The sequence below is a fragment of the Massilia sp. R2A-15 genome, assembly GCF_030704305.1.
In the GTDB taxonomy this organism is placed as follows: Bacteria; Pseudomonadota; Gammaproteobacteria; order Burkholderiales; family Burkholderiaceae_D; genus JAFCUW01.
Genome location: NZ_CP131935.1, coordinates 4,247,032 through 4,265,000, shown reverse-complemented (window position 1 = coordinate 4,265,000; position 17,969 = coordinate 4,247,032). Strand labels below are relative to the sequence as shown.

The 17,969-nt window shown below is 66.5% G+C and carries 11 protein-coding genes; 3 read left to right on the top strand and 8 right to left on the bottom strand.

Annotation, left to right across the window (positions count from 1 at the left end; genetic code table 11):
- Window positions 1-121: 121 nt before the first annotated feature.
- Window positions 122-2,896 (bottom strand): XrtA/PEP-CTERM system TPR-repeat protein PrsT, encoded by a 2,775-nt coding sequence (prsT, locus tag Q4S45_RS19620; protein ID WP_305507086.1) that lies wholly within the window; start codon window positions 2,894-2,896, stop codon window positions 122-124.
- A 134-nt stretch (window positions 2,897-3,030) separates the two neighbouring features.
- Window positions 3,031-3,336 carry a hypothetical protein gene (locus Q4S45_RS19615; RefSeq protein ID WP_305507085.1) on the bottom strand — a complete coding sequence of 102 codons (306 nt, stop codon included), beginning with the start codon at window positions 3,334-3,336 and terminating at the stop codon, window positions 3,031-3,033.
- 119 nt (window positions 3,337-3,455) lie between these two features.
- On the opposite strand from Q4S45_RS19615, the gene Q4S45_RS19610 reads away from it, so the two are divergent.
- Complete coding sequence (locus tag Q4S45_RS19610; RefSeq protein WP_305507084.1) at window positions 3,456-4,493, top strand: glycosyltransferase family 2 protein; 1,038 nt, start codon at window positions 3,456-3,458, stop codon at window positions 4,491-4,493.
- On the top strand, window positions 4,490-6,376 hold the full coding sequence (locus Q4S45_RS19605) for a GtrA family protein (protein WP_305507083.1): 1,887 nt from the start codon (window positions 4,490-4,492) through the stop codon (window positions 6,374-6,376). Before Q4S45_RS19610 ends, Q4S45_RS19605 begins: the two co-directional genes overlap by 4 nt.
- A 107-nt stretch (window positions 6,377-6,483) precedes the next feature.
- Here Q4S45_RS19605 and Q4S45_RS19600 read toward each other — a convergent pair whose 3' ends face one another.
- The 6 genes from Q4S45_RS19600 to Q4S45_RS19575 all read right to left on the bottom strand — a co-directional run bounded on the left by Q4S45_RS19600 (window position 6,484) and on the right by Q4S45_RS19575 (window position 16,072).
- Complete coding sequence (locus Q4S45_RS19600) at window positions 6,484-6,987, bottom strand: hypothetical protein (RefSeq protein ID WP_305507082.1); 504 nt, start codon at window positions 6,985-6,987, stop codon at window positions 6,484-6,486.
- Between the two features lie 159 nt (window positions 6,988-7,146).
- Window positions 7,147-9,021, bottom strand: coding sequence for a DUF885 domain-containing protein (locus Q4S45_RS19595; protein ID WP_305507081.1), 1,875 nt, complete (start codon window positions 9,019-9,021; stop codon window positions 7,147-7,149).
- 46 nt (window positions 9,022-9,067) lie between these two features.
- Window positions 9,068-9,523 carry a hypothetical protein gene (locus Q4S45_RS19590; RefSeq protein ID WP_305507080.1) on the bottom strand — a complete coding sequence of 152 codons (456 nt, stop codon included), beginning with the start codon at window positions 9,521-9,523 and terminating at the stop codon, window positions 9,068-9,070.
- Window positions 9,523-10,011 carry a hypothetical protein gene (locus Q4S45_RS19585; protein WP_305507079.1) on the bottom strand — a complete coding sequence of 163 codons (489 nt, stop codon included), beginning with the start codon at window positions 10,009-10,011 and terminating at the stop codon, window positions 9,523-9,525. The genes Q4S45_RS19590 and Q4S45_RS19585 overlap by 1 nt, the downstream gene beginning before the upstream one ends.
- Window positions 10,008-14,132, bottom strand: coding sequence for a DEAD/DEAH box helicase (locus Q4S45_RS19580; RefSeq protein WP_305507078.1), 4,125 nt, complete (start codon window positions 14,130-14,132; stop codon window positions 10,008-10,010). The genes Q4S45_RS19585 and Q4S45_RS19580 overlap by 4 nt, the downstream gene beginning before the upstream one ends.
- Window positions 14,129-16,072, bottom strand: coding sequence for a S9 family peptidase (locus tag Q4S45_RS19575; protein WP_305507077.1), 1,944 nt, complete (start codon window positions 16,070-16,072; stop codon window positions 14,129-14,131). The genes Q4S45_RS19580 and Q4S45_RS19575 overlap by 4 nt, the downstream gene beginning before the upstream one ends.
- Before the next feature lie 129 nt (window positions 16,073-16,201).
- On the opposite strand from Q4S45_RS19575, the gene hemE reads away from it, so the two are divergent.
- On the top strand, window positions 16,202-17,284 hold the full coding sequence (gene hemE / locus Q4S45_RS19570) for a uroporphyrinogen decarboxylase (protein ID WP_305507076.1): 1,083 nt from the start codon (window positions 16,202-16,204) through the stop codon (window positions 17,282-17,284).
- Window positions 17,285-17,969 lie beyond the last annotated feature (685 nt).

Sequence of the window (17,969 nt, the reverse complement as noted above, 5' to 3'; positions counted from 1 at the left end):
GATTTTGGCGCTCACGGTGGCTCCTGCAAAAGTCTGGTTGGGGCAAGGTCTGCGATCCCGGCCGGATGGTGAATACGCTGTTGTGTTATTGCCACCATACCATGCCGAAATGCAAAATGCCTCAAAGAATTTTCAGCAATGCCTTAGCATCGTCCAATTGCGGGAATGCCTTGTTGTCCGCGAGCAATTTATCGAGTTCCTGGCGCGCCGCCTTCTTGTCGCCGGACTGGTTCAGCGCAAACGCCAGGTGGTAGCGCAGTTCCGGCGCTTTCGGCGCGATCGTCACCGCCTTTTGCAGCAGCGGCAGGGCGCGCTGCACGTTGCCTTGCTGCGACAGCATCCAGCCCACCGTGTCGATCACCGCGGCGCTGTCGGGCGCCAGTTGCATGGCCCGCTCGGCCATCGGCAGTGCGCGCGGATCCTTTTGCGCCTGGTAGGCCAGCGCCAGGTTGTTGAGCGCGGCCGGATTGTCCGGGTGGGTCTTGAGTACGGTTTCAAACTGCTCGGCCGCTTCCTTGAATTGCTTCTTCGCCAGCGCGTTTTCGCCCATGTACATGACGATCACCGGGTCGGTTCCGTGTTCCTTCTGCCACTGCATCAGCCTGGCGTCGGCTTCCTTGTCCTTGCCCATCGACTTCATCGTCGCGGCCAGGCGCACCAAGAGCTGCGGCGACTGGGCCAGCGTGAACGCCTTCTCGTAGGCCTTGAGCGCGGCTTCCGGCTTTTTCTGGGCGGCCAGGATAGCGCCTTCGACCACCAGCGGCTCGGCCGACTTCGGCGCGGCTTGCTGGAGCTGGCGCGCCAGCGCCAGCGCCTCGTCGGTCGGCCCCTTGGCCATCGCCATCTCGAGCTGGGCGTAGCGCGCCGGCATGAAGGTCGGATCGAGCGCCAGCGCCTTCTTCAGGTCGTCGGCCGCCGCGCCCGGGTTTTTCAGCTTGGCGTGCGCCGTCGCCAGGCGCATCTGGGCCTGGGCCGACTTCGGCGTCACGCTGACCAGCTTGCTGTAGGTCTCGAGCGCGCCGGCCGCATCGTCGGTGGCCAGCTGGGCCTGGCCGAGCAGGTCGAGCAGGTCGGCGTCGGCCGGATGCGCGGTCTGCACCTTGCGGATCAGGATGACGGCCTTGGGAGCCTGCTTGCTGCGCAGGTAGTGCGCCGCCAGCATCCGCGCCGGAGCGACCGCGTCGGGATTTTCCGCCTGGGCCTTTTCCAGCCAGGTGGTCGCTTCTTCCGGGTGCTTCTGGCTCAGCGCCAGCTGCGCCAGCGTCGCCATCGCCTCGGCGTTCTTCTTGTTCTTGTCGAGGAAGGCCAGCAGGCGCTGCTTGGCCGCGTCCGGCTTCTTGTCGTCCACGTCCATGATCGCCAGGTTGCGCACCGGCACCAGCAGGTCCGGCTGCAGGCTGGCCGCCTTCTCGAAGCTGGCGCGCGCCGCGGCGCGGTCGCCCTTGGCCATGTGCACGCCGCCTTCGAGGTTGCGCGCCGCGGCGCTTTGCGGCTGCGCCGCGATCAGCTTCTGCACCGCCGCCAGCGCCTTGTCGTAATGCTTGAGCGCCAGTTCGGTGGTCACCAGCGTGGTCGCCGCGCTTTCCGATTTAGGATCGAGCGCGATCGCCTTTTCCAGCTCGGCCAGGCCGCTTTGCTGGTCGCCCTGGCCCAGTTTCGACAGGCCCAGCGAGGTGTGCAAGGACGCCGTCTGCGGCGCCAGCGCGCTCGCCTTCTCGAAATATTCGGTGGACTTGTTGAAGTCGCGCGCGCGCATCGACGATTCGCCGGCCAGCGCCAGTACTTGGGCGTCCTGGCTGCCTTCCTTGAGCAGCGGCGACAGGGTCGCGGTCGCTTCCAGCGGCTGGCGGTTTCTCAGCTGGATCTGCGCCAGCAGCTTGCGCGCATACTCGTTGTCGGGGAACTGGCCCAGGTACTGGCGGGTGTGCTGCTCGGCCTGCTCGAACGCGCCCATGGCCGTTTCCACCGAGCCGGCCAGCAGGAGCGACGGCATATGGTTCGGCGCCACGCGCAGCACTTTCTGCAGCGATTCCTGGGCGGCCGGGTATTTGCCTTGGGTGAAGTCCAGCAGGCCCTGGGCGTACAGCACCACGGGCGCCGTCGGCGCGATCTTCAGCGCCGCGTCGATGTCGGCCCGGGCCGCCTCGAACTTCTTGGCGGCCGTTTCCAGCACGGCGCGCTCGACGCGCGCGTTGACGTGGTCGGGCTTGAGCGCGATGGCCTGGCTGAACGCGGCCAGCGCCAGTTCCTGCTTGCCCTGGGCGCGCAGCAGGCTGCCCTTGAAGAACTGTACCGACGCATCTTTCGGATTGGCGCTGGCGGCCTGGTCGACCAGGCGCAGGGCGCCGTCGAGGTCCTTGTCCTGGGCCGCCAGGCGCGCCTGGCCGAGCAGCGCTTCGGCGTGGCCCGGCTGGGCGGCGAGCGCCTGCTCGAACGATTCCTTCGCCTTGTCCGTCTGCCGCAGCGCCAGGAAGGCGTCGCCGCGCCCGGCCAGCAGTTCGGCGCCCGGCTTGGCCGCCGCGCTTTCGTCGAGCGCTTTCTGCGGCTGGCCTTGCGCGAGCAGGGCCTTGACCAGCTCCGGCGCGGTGCGCGCGCTGTCCATGCCCAGGCTGGCCGCCTTGCGCACTTCCTTCTCGGCCGAGACCGGGTCCTGGGCCAGGTTGTACAGGTGGGCCAGCTGCAAGCGCACCTCGGCGTCTTCCGGGCTCTTGACCGCGGCGTTCTTCAGCTGGATCAAGGCCGCCTTGGTATCGCCTTTTTCCTGGTACTGCCGGGCGTCGGCCATCAGCGAAGCGCTGGTGTCGGATTTTCCGCAGCCGGACAGGCCGGCGGCGAGCATCAGGGCGGTGAGCACAACGGATGCGCGGATGGCTGGGGAGGTGGCGCGACGCGACATAGGTCAATTCCTTGGTTGGATGCCGCGGTGCGTAAGACACGCGGCAAGGTTCGGCATTACCGTGATAGTTATCAATAATACCTCAAGGAATGGGTTATTTCCCTCCGATTCGATTGCTGTTGTAAAAAATACGTTCAGTCCGGCTTGCGCAGGCGGCTCAGCAGGGCTTCGAGGTTGTCGCCGACCGGCAGGCCGTGGCGGCGCAGCAGCTGCAGGTGCAGCACCAGGTTCTCCAGCACCAGCTTGGCCGACACCGCCAGCAGGGTCAGCAGGCGGTCCTCGGTGCTGAACTGTTCCATCGCCCCGGCCATCTCGCACAGGTGCAGGGCGACCAGTTCGCGCAGTTCGTGCTCGGCGAAGGGCAAGTCGGCGAAATCGATCGGGTCTTCCTGTTCGACCTCGTGCATCAGCGCTGCCAGTTGCTCGGGCAAGATCGTCATGGTCGCTCTCCGCGGGTGGGGACGCCTCCCATTTTAGTGGGATGGCGCCATTTGAAGTTGCCGTTTCCACTCTGCTACGATATTGCTTTAAGTAATTTTCCAGCAGGAATTCGCGAATCATGAGCAATTCGAGCGGTATCAATGCCCCCGGGCGCATCAAGCTTCACATCGTCGTCCCTTGCTATAACGAGGAGGAAGTCCTGCCCGAGGCATGCCGCCAGTTCGACGCGCTGCTCGGGCGCCTGATCGACAAGGGCAAGATCGCCGCCGACAGCGGCATCATTTTTGTTGACGACGGCAGCGCCGACGCGACCTGGGCCCTGATCGAGCAGGCCGCGCGCCAGCGTCCGCGGGTGGCCGGCCTGAAGCTCTCGCGCAACCGCGGCCACCAGAATGCCGTGCTGGCCGGGATGATGACGGCCGACGGCGACGCCGTGGTCACCATCGACGCCGACCTGCAGGACGACATCGAGGCGATCGAGCGCATGGTCGACCGCCACCTGGAAGGCGCCGACATCGTGTACGGCGTGCGCAACGAGCGCGCCACCGACACCTTCTTCAAGCGCAACAGCGCGGTCCTGTTCTACCGCACGCTGGCCTTCTTCGGCGTCGAGCTGGTGCACAACCACGCCGACTTCCGCCTGATGAGCCGGCGCGCGATCGAGGCGCTGCGCGACTACCGCGAAGTGAACCTGTACCTGCGCGGCATCGTGCCGCTGATCGGCTATCGCAGCGCGGTGGTGGAATACGAGCGCCGCGAGCGCTTCGCGGGCGAGTCGAAATACCCGCTGAGCAAGATGATCAAGCTGGCGATGCAGGCGATCACCTCGTTTTCGACCGTGCCGCTGCAGATCATCACGGTGACCGGCTTCGTGGTGTTCGCCGGCGCGATGGCGGTGTCGGCCTGGGTGCTGTGGATCAGCTTGTTTACCGACCGCGCGGTGCCGGGCTGGGCCTCGACCGTGCTGCCGATGACCGTGCTGGGCGGAATCCAGATCCTGTGCCTGGGCGTGATCGGCGCCTACCTCGGCAAGATCTACGGCGAGGTCAAGGCGCGCCCGCGCTACGTGATCGAGCAGATCACCCAGCCGGCGCCGGAAGGCACGCCGGCGGTGGCGGGCCAAGCGCCGCGCGAAACCGAGACGGTCGCGCCGTGACGGCCGCCGCGGCGCGCTTGTCTCCGCTGTTGCGCCACGCGGTCGTCAAATTCGCCGGCGTCGGCGTGCTCAACACCTTGCTGACGCTGGCGATCATCTTCTGCCTGACCGCCTGGTTCGGCGTGGGCGACGCGCGCGCCAACCTGGCCGGCTACCTGGCCGGGCTGGCGTTCAGCTTCACCCTGAACCGGCGCTGGACCTTTCAGAGCAGCGCCGCCGCCTTGCCGGCGCTGGCGCGCTTCCTGCTGGTGTTCGGCGTGTCCTACCTGCTCAACATCGCCATCGTGCTGGGACTGATCCGCCTCGGGCTGAACAACTACCTGGCGCACATGGCCGGCATGCCGTTTTATTCGATCGCGTTCTACCTGGGATGCCGCCACGTGGCGTTCCCCGCCACCGCCCCGGCCGCGCGCGCCGCGGCGGTCCCGCACAGCGGCCGCTGGTACGCCGCCGCCTTGCTGGCGCTGGGCGCCGTGCTGCTGTACCGGCTGGGCGCCGCGCCGGTGGCGATCTGGGACGAATCGCGCCTGGCCAACAACGCCATCGAAATGGCGCAGCACGGCCTGTCGCTGGTGACCACCTACGATGGCGTGCCGGATCACTGGAACACCAAGCCGCCGCTGCTGATCTGGCTGATGGCGCTGTCGATCCGCCTGCTCGGCGCCAACGAATGGGCGCTGCGCCTGCCGTCGGTGCTGGCCGCCTTCGGCACGGCCAGCATGCTGTATTGGTTTTGCGCCTGGCGGCTGCGCCGGCCGTTCGCCGGCTTCGCCGCGGTGCTCGTGCTGCTGGCCACGCCGGGCTACGTGATCGCGCACGGCGCGCGCGCCGGCGACTACGACGCCTTGCTGACCTTGTGGACCACCGGCTACCTGCTGGCCGGCTACCTGTTCGTGCACGCCGCCCGCGCGCGGGAGAACCTGTGGCTGGGACTGTGCGCGGCCTGCATCGTGCTGGCCTTCCTGACCAAGACCATCCAGGGCCTGATCTTCCTGCCGGTGCTGGCCGCCTACGCCTTGCTGCACGGGCGCGTGCCGGCGCTGCTGCGCATGCGCGCGTTCTACTCCAGCGTGGCGCTGATCGCGGCCGTCTGCATCGGCTACTACGTGCTGCGCGAGCAGGCCGACCCTGGTTACTTCGCGGCCGCCCGCGCCAACGACCTGGGTGGACGCTACGGGACGGTGATCGAACACCACGACGGGCCGTTCTACTGGTACTTGGGCAAGCTGCCGCTGTTTCCGTGGATGCTGCCGGCGATCGCCTGCGGCTGGGCGCTGGCGCGGCGCGGCGCCGGGGAGGAGCGCGCAACCGGCCGCTTCATCGGGCTGGCCGCGCTGTTCTACTTGGTGGTGATTTCGTCGGCGTCGACCAAGCTGGCGTGGTACGCCGCGCCCCTGGCGCCGCTGATGGCGCTGCTGGTGGGGATGGCGTTCGCGCGCACGCGCGCCACGCCGCGCGCGCTGGCCGCCGGCGGCGCGATCGCCCTCGCGTGCGTGGTGGCGCTGAACATCGGACTGGTGGAACGCGCGGTCGCCAAAACGGACGGCGCAATCGACGGCTACAGCCTGATGCTGCGCGACGGCGCCGTGGCGCCCGCGGACCTGCGCCGCCTCGTCATCGTCCATCCGGGTTACCCGAACGGGCACGGCGATCCGTTCTACGTGGCGCCGACCCTGTTCTACGTGACGGCGCTGCGCGCGGCCGGCAACGACGTCGTCATCCAGCCGGCGTCGGCCCGGATCGGCGCCGGCGCCGGCACGCTGCTCGCGTGCGGCGCGCCATTGCTGGAAAAGGTGAAGGGCGAGGTTGCGCTGGAAGCGGTCGCCCGGCGCGGCGAGTGCGGGCTGTACCGCATCACCGCGCGCCGGCGCGCGAACTCATAGGGCGAGTTCGTCTGCGCCAAGTCCCTGATCAAAAGCAGAACTTCCCGGTCGAAATTCGACCGGAAAATTTGCGATTGACCGGTCTATCTCGCGTCCTTTAACAGGGTTTACTGCGGAGTATAGAAGTGCACGATAGTCTGGGCGGCGAACGCCCCGTCGACCTTGATGGGCGAACCCGCCGGCAAATAGATCGTATTGCCGGCCGCATTGATGGTCAGTGAAGTCGCAGTGGCCCCGGGCCGGAAAACGATGGTATTGAGTGTGCCGTTGATTGCGACCGAATCCATTTTCTGGCCGTCGGCGATCCATCCTGCATTCGAAGTGCCTGTCAATTGAAGGGCACTGGTGCCAACGGATTTCACAAGAAATTCCTGGTGATTGCTGTTCAGGTTGATGTTAGCACCAGTGAAGGTGGGGGCTGTCGCACTGACCGGCGGGGCTTGCACCGTCGCAGGGGGCACCGCCGTGCTTTCGGCGGACAGCGCCGATGTAGCCACCGGCGTCAGCGGCGCAACGAGAGACTTCGGGAGAGCCTGCTCCTTCGCGGAGCCACCACCGCCGCACGCCGCCAGCGACGCCGCAACAAGAATCGACACTGTGATTTTCAACATGGCACTCTTTCTGTTGGCTTTGGGAAACCAAATCATAGAGCGGGCATGTCGAACAGCTTTGTGGCGAATCAACGCAGGAAGGCTTTTCGTGCTGCATATAGGTGGCGTTTGATCGTTTCGTGAAAAGGCCTGACCGGGCAATTTTCCCGGCTTCGCGCCTTACTGCATCAACTCCCTGATCACTTTCACGGGCGCGCTGCCGTAGCTGAGGAATTGCTCGTGGAAGTCCTTCAGCACGAAGCGCGGGCCGAGCGCCTGCTTGCGCTGCTCGCGCAGTTCCATGATGTCGGCGTAGCCGCTGAAGTAGCTGGTCAGCTGCACCGACGTCAGCTGGACCCGGCGCCACTTCTCGCTCGCCTCGGCCGGCGTCTGGAACGCCTGGCGCACCAGCAGGTCGATCGCCTGCGCCTGCGTCATGCCGTTCACGTGCACGCTGTAATCGAGGATCGTGTTGGTCACGCTGCGCAGGTTCCACTTGCAGTACATCAGCCACATCTCCGGCGCGTTGTCGCCATAGCCCGATTCGAGCATCATGCGCTCGGCGTACACCGCCCAGCCCTCGACCATCGCGCCGTTACCGAACAGCGACTTGACCAGCGACGGCGACTTGTTGGCGTACACCAGCTGCGCGTAGTGGCCCGGAATCGCTTCGTGGATATTGAGGATCTGCAGGATCCAGTGGTTGTATTCGCGCAGGCTGCTCTCGGCCTCCTGCGGCGACATCGAGTCCATCGGCGTCACGTTGTACCAAGTGCGGTCCTGCGGGCGGTACGGGCCGGGCGCGTCGATGCTGGCGCCGGCCACGCCGCGCTTGTACATCGGCGTCTCGCGCACTTCCAGCGGACGCTTCGGATCGAGCGTGAGCAGGTTGTGGCTCACCACCCAGTTCTGCAGCAGCGGGATCTGGCGCCGGATCTCGGGGAAGAAGTTCTCGCGCGCGACGTGGTTGGCCGACAGCTTGTCGATCACCATGCCGATCTTGCGGAAGCGGTCGTCCGGTTTGGCGGCGCCGCCCATCACCTTCGGCCACAGTTCGTCGGCCAGGCCGTTCATCCGCACCAGCAGTTCTTCCTTCGCGGCCAGCGCCTTCTGGTAGGTCTGCGCGGCGCTGCTGGCGGACTGGATGTCGTAGCCGAACTTCGCTTCGTACAGCTCCTTGCCGATCCTGAAGGAGCGCGCGCTGTGGCTGTCCTGCTGCTTCTTGTCGAGCGCCGTCAGGAAGTCGACGTAGCCGAGCAGCGCGGTGCCGGCGTTGGCGATGCGCTGCGCGAAGATCGCCTTCTCCTGCGGCGTCAATATCGATTCCTGGGCCGCCTTGCCCAGGTCGGCCAGCACCACCATCGTGCCCGGCGCCTGCGAGATCGCCAGCTGCGTGTGTTCGTGGGTCGGATTGACGATGCTCGCCTGCGCCGCCTGGTAGTAGGCCGGCACGTTGGCGATCCGGCGCAGCAGGGTGCGCAGGCGCTGCGGCTTGGCCGCGTATTCGGTCGACAGGATCAGGTCGATCGGCTCGGCGATGTTGTAGACGGCCGGATTCCATTCGTATTCGCGCAGGGTGGTCAGGTACCAGCGGTCCGACTTCACCTTGTTCACCAGCAGCGCCAGGTCGGTGCGCTGCTTGGGCGAGAGCTGGCTCACGTTCATCTTGCCGAAGCGGGCCAGCCACTCGTCGGCGAACGCCAGCTGGTGCGAGCGCGTCGCCGCGTTCGGGATGGTCAGGTTGGCCGCGCCGTCGTACTTGCCGGCGGCGATCGCGCCTTCCGGATCGAGCTTCCACTGCGCGTTGAGGAACTGCTGCGCCGTGCTGTCCATCCAGCGGTCCGACTTGCGTTCGGCCGGCGCCGGCGCTGGCGCCGCTACCGCGGCATCGGGGTCTGGTTCCGCGGACCTGGCCACGGTTTTCTTCGCGGCCGGCGCCTTGGCCACCTTGCCCGCATGCGCCTTGGCCGCGGCCTTCTTCGGCCTGGCCGCGCTCGCGGGCGCCAGTGCGAAGGCTGTCAAAAGAACTGCCAGCGTCAATTTCGTTTTTAACATCGTGTGGCCTCGTAAATGGGGTGCAAACGCGGGCGACAGGTTAGCATCAATCGCGCTGTTTGCGCACGTCCGGAACACTTGGGTGCAGGGCGGCCAGCGCATCGTCAATACGGATGCCCCGCGCCGCTTCCGCGACGTCAGGGGGCAGCCAGTCCTCGAACGCAGTTTCGATATTGCGATGGCGCCCCCCCGCCGTATGCACCTGCGTGACCTGGCACAGCCGCGACGCGGGCAGCCGCGGAGCCGCCGCCGCAAGGGCCGGCCACAGGCGCCGGTGCACCAGCGTGAGCTTGTCGTCCACCAGCCGGCACACCAGCACGTCCGGGTCGTCCGTGACTTCCTCCAGCACCAGGAAAATCTGCTTGCCTTTCGGGTGGCCCCACCAGCTGCCCTTGATCTTCTCGCCGGCGATCGCCTCGGTCAGCTTCGGCGCCGGCCCGCTGGCCGACACCAGCACCACGCCGTGCTCGCGCACGAACTCCATGGCCTGTGCGTGATCCATCAGCTGATCCTGTTGGTGCGCAGCAGCTCCTGCTGGTACGCGTTCAGGGTCGCCACGGCCGTCTTGCCGCGCGCGATATTGGTCAGCACGATCTCGTTCGCCTTGGTGAAACGGTGGCCGATGCGCACCGTGTACGAACCGGTCACCCAGCTCCAGAACCCCGGCTCGAAAGTCGCCTCGTCCATGTCGCGCCACTTCACGCCGGACACGCCCTTTTTCCACGGCAGGATGCCCGAATAGGCCCAGACGCCCACCTCGTCGTAATACAGCTGCACGCTGCGCAGCAGCAGCAGGCGGTAGCCGATGACGACCGCCGAGCCGAGGAACACGACGCCGGCGGCGATCTCGTTCCACATGAACGCCAGCGGCAGCAAACCGAAAAACAGCAGCGCGGCCAGCAGCAGCGTGCCGAAGTAAGCGACCCACGATTTGACGCCGACGACAATCGCCGCCGGCGGCACCTGGCTTGCAGTGTCCTGGTCCATCATTTTGCCAATCCCTCCTCGAGCATTTTCATCATGTCCGCCGGCGACATGCGCGCCGACAGGTCGGATCCTTCCAGCAGGCTGTCGGCCAGGTCGCGCTTGTGCTTGTGCAGTTCGACGATGCCCTCCTCGATCGTGTGGCGCGCCACCAGGCGGTAGATCGTCACGGGCCGCTGCTGGCCCATGCGGTGCGCGCGGTCCGACGCCTGGTCCTCGACCGCGGGATTCCACCACGGGTCCATGTGGATCACGTAGTCGGCCGCGGTCAAATTGATGCCCACGCCGCCGGCCTTCAGGCTGATGAGGAACACGTCGCCTTCGCCGCCCTGGAAGGCGTCGACCCGCTTCTTGCGCTCGGCCATCGGGGTCGCGCCATCGAGGTACTGGTAGCCGATGCCGCGCGCGTCCAGGTGCTGGCGGATCAGCGTCAGGTGGTCGACGAACTGGCTGAACACCAGCACCTTGTGGCGGTTTTCCAGCAGCTCTTCGAGCAGGCGCGCAAACACCATCAGCTTGCTGCTGGCCAGTCCCAGTTCGGGCGCCACCAGCGCCGGATTGCAGCAGGCGCGGCGCAGGCGCATCATCTCGGCCAGGATCTGGATCGACTTCTGGCTTTGCGGCGCTTCCAGCGACGCCAGCTTTTCGAGCGCGTCGCGGCGCAGCGACTCGTACAGCGCGGTCTCTTCCTGGGTCAGGTCCACCGGCAGCACGATCTCGGTGCGCGGCGGCAGTTCGTTCAGCACCTGGGCCTTGGTGCGGCGCAGGATGAAGGGCTGGATCAGGCGCCGCAAGCGCGTGCGGGCGCCTTGCTCGGCGCGTTTGTCCTGGGCCTTTTCGATCGGGCCGGCGAAGCGCAGGCTGAACTGGTCGGCGGTGCCGAGCAGTCCCGGATTGATGAAGCGGAACAGGTTCCACAACTCGCCCAGGTGGTTCTCCAGCGGCGTGCCGGTCGCCACCATGCGGAAGTCGCCCTGCAGCGCCATCACGGCCTGCGAGCGCTTGGTGGCGGTGTTCTTGATCGCCTGCGCTTCGTCGAGCACGATGGTGTGCCATTTGACCTTGGCGAACGCCGCCGCCTCCAGCTGCAGCAGGCCGTAGCTGGCGATCACCAGGTCGAACGGCTCGGCGCCGTCGAGCATCGCGGCGCGGTCGCCGGCGCCGAACAGCTTCACCTTCAGGGTCGGCGCGAATTTCTCCGCTTCCGCCATCCAGTTCATGCACACCGAAGTTGGCGCGATCACCAGCGCCGGCCCTTGCGGCGCGCGCGACAGCAGCAGCGCCAGCGCCTGCACCGTTTTGCCCAGGCCCATGTCGTCGGCCAGGCAGGCGCCCACGCCCCAGTGCGCAAGGCGGGCCAGCCACTCGAAGCCTTCCAGCTGGTAGTCGCGCAGTTCGGCCTGCAGGGTGCTTGGCAGCTGCGGCGTGAAATTGCTGGTCGCGGCCATCCGCTTGAGGTGGTCCTTCCACATCTTGTCGGCCTTGACCCCGCCCGCGTCCAGCGCCAGTTCCTCCAGCGCGAAGCTGGCCAGCGGATGCACGCGCACGCTGTCGCCGGCGATGTCGCCGTAGGAGGCCAGGTCCATCAGGCGCCGGTGCAGTTCGGAGGAAAGCGCCAGGAACTGGTTGTCGCCCAGTTCGACGAAGCGGCCTTTGCTCGACTTGAGCATGTCGAGCAGCGCGCGCAGGTCGATGATGCGGTCCTCGTCGATCTGGACTTCGCCGCTGGCGGCGAACCAGTCCTTGTCGCGCTTGATGTTCACGCGCACCGACTTCGAATCGACCTTCCTGCCGACCCTGAACGACTCGCCCTCGGGCCAGGCCACCAGCACCTTGGCCGGATCGAGCTCCTGCAGTTCCGCCAGCAGTTCGAGGCAGGGCACGGGTTGGCCGAGCAGCCATTCGCCGTGCTCGGACTCGGCCTGCTCCAGCGCGTGGCAGGCGCTGACCAGGTCGCGCTCGGCCTCGCGCTCGGCGTTCAGGTTGCGGCGCGCTTCCACCCGCGCGCCGTTGACGTCGGCGATCACGCTCTCGGCGCCACTGCCGGGCGGGTAATAGGCGCCGGCGCCGGGCAGGGGACGCACCAGCACCTGCATCTTCAGTCCCTGCTGGTAGGGCAGCAGGTGCACGTGCAGGCGCGGATCGGCGTCCACCCGTTCGATGTCGGCCGCGCTGCTGCCGATGTCCGACTGCACCGTGACGATCGACGAGATCGCGCTGATCGCCTTGAGCACCTGCTTTTCGGCGTGCAGCGGCACCACCAGCCCTTCGCCGATGATCGCCCCGACGCGCCGGTGCTCGGGCGTGATGCGCACCACGCGCAGCCGGGTCGGGGTTTCCTTCGCCACGCACAGGTCGTCGGCGCCCACGGTGGATGGCCGCATGGTGATCAGCACTTCGCCGGCGCGCGCCTTGACCAGCAGTTCCGGTTCGCCCGGCAGCAGTTCGACGCGGGTGCCGGGCGCATCGATCCAGAACAGCAGCGGATGGCCGATCAGCGCGGAGACCGCCTTGTCGGTATCGAGCTCGTAGCGCGAGCCGCTGCTGCTGTAGTACTTGAAGGCCTGCACCGAAGCGATCGCGTTGAGGTCCTGGCCGGTGAGGAAATCGAGTTCGTCGGCGTCTTCGGACAGGCGCTTGAGCGAAATGGCCCGGCCCTTCGACCACCCGCCCTGCGCATCGCGCTTCTGCTCGCGCGGTTCGATGCTGGTGACGCCCCAGTTCGGGTCGTAGCCGATCAGCCATACCAGGCGCGATTCCTTCACCACCTCGGCGTTCGTGGCTGGCTGCAGGTTGATCAGCGCATTGAGCTGGCGCTGCCAGGCTTCCTCGCGCTCGAACCACAGGGTCAGGTCGGTCAGCCGGTGGCGCTGGCGCAGCGCGATCGCCTGCTGCTCGCGGCCCACCGCGCCCATGCTGCCGAGGATCTGGCCGAGGGGCGCGGCCAGCAGGTCGAATCCGGCGGCGACGGCCACTTCGAATTCCTGTTCGATCGCTTCGCGCTTGTTGGCCAGCTGCGGCGCGCCCAGCCAGTAGTGCATCAGCGCGCGGAACACGAACGGCTGCATCGCCTGTTCCCAGTTCCGCGACGGCAGCACGTCCGCATCGACCACGCCGGCGCGGATCTGGCGCAGCATGGAAAGCTGCTGGTACACCGCGGTATCGTGGTTCTGCACCGCGCGCGTGGCGATGTCGAGGTAGGCTTCCGCCAGCTTGTCGTGTTTCGCATCGCCGCTGCGGATCAGGGCCAGCACGTACAGATGGCCGCCGATGCCGCCAAAAACAGCCTTGCGCTTGCCGGTCTCCTTGCGCAACGCCTTCAGGGCCTGCTCGAACATCGGCAATGCTTCATCGGGCTGGTCGCGCAGCAGCAGGATCACGGCGCGGAAGAACTGCGCCTGCGACAGGTCGAGGTCCTGCAGCATGTTCGCGGCGTCGTCCAGGCGTCCGCACAGGATCAGGTGTTCGGCCAGCGCGGTGCGCAGGAACATCGACGCGCCGGGATTGGCGGCGTGGCGCTCGGCATACTCGCGCAGCAGCGGGGCGCCGATCGGGTCGCGCTGCGCTTCCACCATCAGCACGGCCAGCACGTCATCCTGCATCGCCGGGGCGATCAGTTCGAACATCGCCGGCTCGAACGGGCGGCCGAAGATGTCCACCAGCGGATGCAGGTAGCCCGCTTCGTGGCAGGACAGGCAGGCTTCCAGCAGCGCCGCCACCGTGCGCGTGTCCTCGCCGCCGATCAGCGCCATGCGCAGCAGCGCCACGCCCTGGCGGTAGCTGCGCAGCACCACCGCGCCTTCCCAGTTGCGGCGCAGCGGCGTGACTTTTTCGTACACGCGGCACAGCGGCCCGAACATGTCTCCGGCAAACGCAACCCGGATCGCCGGCCACACCGCCTCGGGAGCGATCGCGAAACCGCGGCCGATCGATTCGGTGACGACGCCCAGCGCGCGGAACAGCTTCATGTCGGCGTCCAGCGTGTCGGCGGGGACGACGATGCCCATCTCCGCCAGGTGCAGCACGATGCGGCCCTTGCCCATCGGTTCGCCCGCCAGCGCGAGCAGGGCGGCGATCAGTTTCTGGGTGTCGGTGAACGCATCGAACTGCTGGTGCAAACTGGTCATGCGGCGTCCGGCAGGTTTTCGATCGCCACCGGCGCGGGCGCGCCAGGCGGCGCGATGCCGAAGATGCGCTGGTAGAAGTACAGCTCCGCTTCGAGCGTGCGCACGATGCTCTCGGCCTTGCGGAAGCCGTGGCCTTCGCCTTCGAGCGTGATGTACGCAACCGGCACGCCGGCATTGCGCAGCGCCTCGACCATCACCTCCGACTGCTGCGGCGGCACCACCTTGTCGTCCAGGCCCTGGAAGAAGATCATCGGGCGCTTGATCTGCCCGGCGTGGTGGATCGGGGAGCGCAGCATGTACAGCATTTCCGCTTCCGGCTGCGGCGCGATCAGGTATTCGTTGTAGTGCGACTCGAACTTGTGCGAGTCGTCGTCCAGGCCCTTCAGGTCGGACACGCCGTAATAGCTGGCGCCGGCCTTGAAGACGTCGTGGAAGGTCAGGGCGCACAGGGTGGTCAGGCCGCCGGCGCTGCCGCCGCGGATCACCAGCCGGTCCGGATCGACCATGCCGCGCGCGGCCAGGTGGCGCGCGCCGGCCACGCAGTCGTCCACGTCGATCACGCCCCACTGTCCCTTGAGGGCGTCGCGGTAGGCGCGTCCGAAGCCGCTGCTGCCGCCGTAGTTCACGTCCAGCACCGCAAAGCCGCGGCTGGTCCAGAACTGGGTCGCGAGTTTGAGCGTATTGCTCGCCATGCCGGTCGGGCCGCCGTGGCTGATCACCATCAGCGGCGGCTTGCTGCCCGGCGCCGGTTCGTAGTGCGCATTGCGCGGCGGGTAATAGAAGGCGTGCGCGAGGCGCTTGCCGCTGGTCGGGTAGCTGATGCTCTCCGGGACCGACAGTTCGCTCTCATCGGGCAGGTCGGCGATTGAACGGGCCAGCACCTTGCGCGCGCCGGTCGACAGGTCGATGCGCGCCAGTTCGAGCGGGATGGTCGGCGCGCCGCCGAGCAGGGCAACGATGTCGCCCGCTACGCGCAGCTCGCGGATCTCCTCGTACGGATTGGCGATCGGCTGCAGCTTGCCGGTCGCGGTGGACAATTGCGCCAGGCGGCTGACGCCGTTCTCGATATAGGTGCAGACGATTTCCTTATCCGAGCGGAAGCCGTACATCGAGCCGCCGAAGGTCCAGTGCGGCGAACCGAATTCGGCGGCGCGGTCGCACAGGGGCTGCAACGCGGCGCCGTCGAAGCGGTACAGGTTCCACCAGCCGCTGCGGTCCGAGACGAAATGCAGCACGCCGGACGGCGACCACTCGGGCTGGCAGATCGCCTCGTCGGCGCCGCCCGCCACCAGGCGCGCGTTGGCCAGCGCGCCGCCGGCATCGACGTCGGCCAGCCACAGTTCGGTGCCCTGCCACGGCATGTTCGGATGCATCCAGGACAGCCACGCCAGCTGGCTGCCATCGGGCGACAGGCGCGGCGCGGCATAGAAGTCGCTGCCTTCGGCCAGGATGGTTTCGACGCCGTCGAGCCCCACCGCGCACAGCATGTTCACCGGATGATGGCCGCCGCCGGCGTGGTCCTCGCATACGGCGATGAGGCGCTGGCGCCGGCGGTCCAGCACGAAGTCGGCGTAGCGGCGCGTGCCTTCAGCGGAGAGCGCGACAGGTTCCGCGCCGTCGCGCGCGACATACAGCCGGTTGTCGGCGAAATTCGAAAAATACGCGTCGCCGTCCACGGCCAGCATCGCGCCGCCGCCGTATTCATGGACGCGCGAACGCACGTTCAATGGCGCCGGCGTCAGTTCCTCGACCCGCCCGCCGCGCTGGCGCAGCAAGGTGTTGCGGCCGCCCTCGCTGGCGCGCCCGGCCAGCCAGAGCACCTCGGCGCCGTCGATCGCCACCTGGGACAAGGGCGACGCGCCGGCGGCCACGATGGCCGCGCTGATCGGGGAAGGCCAGGCGCCGCAGATGGCGGCTTGTTTGCTGTTCGATGCTGTCATGGGATGGATTCGGGTGGAAGGCGGTATGGCATGATAGATAATCCCACGCCAAACATCCAGCCGGGCAGGCGGGCAGGCGGCCGGACAGTGCGATAATAGCGCCTTTCTTCCCGCTCCCGATTGTCTCCGATGCCACAATTTGCCCCGCTTCAGAACGATACTTTCCTGCGCGCGCTGCTGCGCCAACCCACCGAGTACACGCCGGTCTGGCTGATGCGCCAGGCGGGCCGCTACCTGCCGGAATACCGCGCCACGCGCGAGCGCGCCGGGTCGTTCCTCGGGCTGGCGAAGAATCCGGACTACGCCACCGAAGTGACCCTGCAGCCGATCGATCGCTATCCGCTGGACGCGTCGATCCTGTTCTCCGACATCCTGACGGTGCCCGATGCGATGGGCCTGGGCCTGTACTTCGTCGATGGCGAGGGCCCCAAGTTCGAGCGCCCGCTGCGCACCGAGGCCGACGTCATGGCGCTGCGAGCGCCGGACATGGAGTCGCTCGACTACGTGTTCAAGGCGGTCACCCAGATCCGCACCGCCCTGAACGGCCGCGTGCCGCTGATCGGCTTCTCGGGCAGCCCGTGGACGCTGGCCTGCTACATGGTCGAAGGCGGCGGTTCGCGCGAGTTCCACACTATTAAGAAGATGGCGTACAACCGGCCGGACCTGATGCACCGCATCCTGACCACCAACGCCGCGGCGGTGGCGCAGTACCTGAACGCGCAGATCGACGCCGGCGCGCAGGCCGTGATGATCTTCGACTCGTGGGGCGGGGCGCTGGCCGACGGCGCCTACCAGGAGTTCTCGCTGGCGTACATGCAGCAGGTGATCGGCCAGCTCAAGCGCGACAAGGACGGCGTGCGCATTCCGGCGGTGGTCTTCACCAAGGGCGGCGGCCTGTGGCTCGACCAGATCGCCGACATCGGCGCCGACGCGGTGGGCCTGGACTGGACCGTCAACCTGGGCCGCGCCCGCGCGCTGGTCGGCGACAAGGTGGCGCTGCAGGGCAACCTCGATCCGGCCATCCTGTTCGCCAGCCCGGAACAGATCCGCGCCGAAGTCGAGCGCTCGCTGACCTCGTACGGCAAGCCGAGCGCCGGTTCGGGGCACGTGTTCAACCTGGGCCACGGCATTTCCCAGTTCACGCCGCCGGAATCGGTGAGCGCGATGGTCGAGGCGGTGCACAGCTTCAGCCGCGCGCAACGGGCGAGCTGATGTAGTTTGGGTACGCGGGACGGCGCCCCGCGCCAATTCGGCGCGCGCCGCGGTGAAAAAAACCGAATACAAAATCACACTTATTCACAAGTTTCAAATAAGCAAGTGTGCGAAATGCGTGTTCGGCGCGATTTTTCATCGCTTCGGCAAGTCACTGATTCTTAACGAATTAAAAAATCTTGCGATGCAGCATGAAAGCCAAGCGAGTGTCGCGGCCCAGAGGCAAAAGCCGATTTTGCGGTGATTGTCCACAAAGTTATTCACAGCTTGTGTGGATAAAAACGGAAAACCCTTGGTTTACCGAGACTTAGCGAATTTCTGCAAGTAACACCTGAGCTGTGTGCTGCACTGCATGATATTTTCATATCGAATTTCTAACGCCGGATATCCGTGTTGCATAGATATCTAGAACGCTCCGGCTTGGTGCACCGCAACGGCAATTTGTGGTTTTTTGCACAAGATGGCGACTACAAAAATTCCAGGGAATCGCTCAGTTATGCACAACATGGCGGTTACAGAGTGAAATTTTGGCCTCCTAGGAGGCGTTTTGCAAGTCATTGATTTTAAAGGTAATTTTTTGGTTGATTTTTGGTCGTTCGGCGACTCTCTTGATTAACAACAAACTATTCGACGCTGCCCCGATGCCATTGTCCACAAAGTTGTCCACATCCCTGTTCGACATATT

What these genes read in the sequence shown, in the direction of transcription:
- prsT (WP_305507086.1), bottom strand. Translation starts at nt 2,896, where the DNA reads ATGTCGCGTCGCGCCACCTCCCCAGCCATCCGCGCATCCGTTGTGCTC.
- Q4S45_RS19615 (WP_305507085.1), bottom strand. Translation starts at nt 3,336, where the DNA reads ATGACGATCTTGCCCGAGCAACTGGCAGCGCTGATGCACGAGGTCGAA.
- Q4S45_RS19610 (WP_305507084.1), top strand. Translation starts at nt 3,456, where the DNA reads ATGAGCAATTCGAGCGGTATCAATGCCCCCGGGCGCATCAAGCTTCAC.
- Q4S45_RS19600 (WP_305507082.1), bottom strand. Translation starts at nt 6,987, where the DNA reads ATGTTGAAAATCACAGTGTCGATTCTTGTTGCGGCGTCGCTGGCGGCG.
- Q4S45_RS19595 (WP_305507081.1), bottom strand. Translation starts at nt 9,021, where the DNA reads ATGTTAAAAACGAAATTGACGCTGGCAGTTCTTTTGACAGCCTTCGCA.
- Q4S45_RS19590 (WP_305507080.1), bottom strand. Translation starts at nt 9,523, where the DNA reads ATGGATCACGCACAGGCCATGGAGTTCGTGCGCGAGCACGGCGTGGTG.
- Q4S45_RS19585 (WP_305507079.1), bottom strand. Translation starts at nt 10,011, where the DNA reads ATGATGGACCAGGACACTGCAAGCCAGGTGCCGCCGGCGGCGATTGTC.
- Q4S45_RS19580 (WP_305507078.1), bottom strand. Translation starts at nt 14,132, where the DNA reads ATGACCAGTTTGCACCAGCAGTTCGATGCGTTCACCGACACCCAGAAA.
- Q4S45_RS19575 (WP_305507077.1), bottom strand. Translation starts at nt 16,072, where the DNA reads ATGACAGCATCGAACAGCAAACAAGCCGCCATCTGCGGCGCCTGGCCT.
- hemE (WP_305507076.1), top strand. Translation starts at nt 16,202, where the DNA reads ATGCCACAATTTGCCCCGCTTCAGAACGATACTTTCCTGCGCGCGCTG.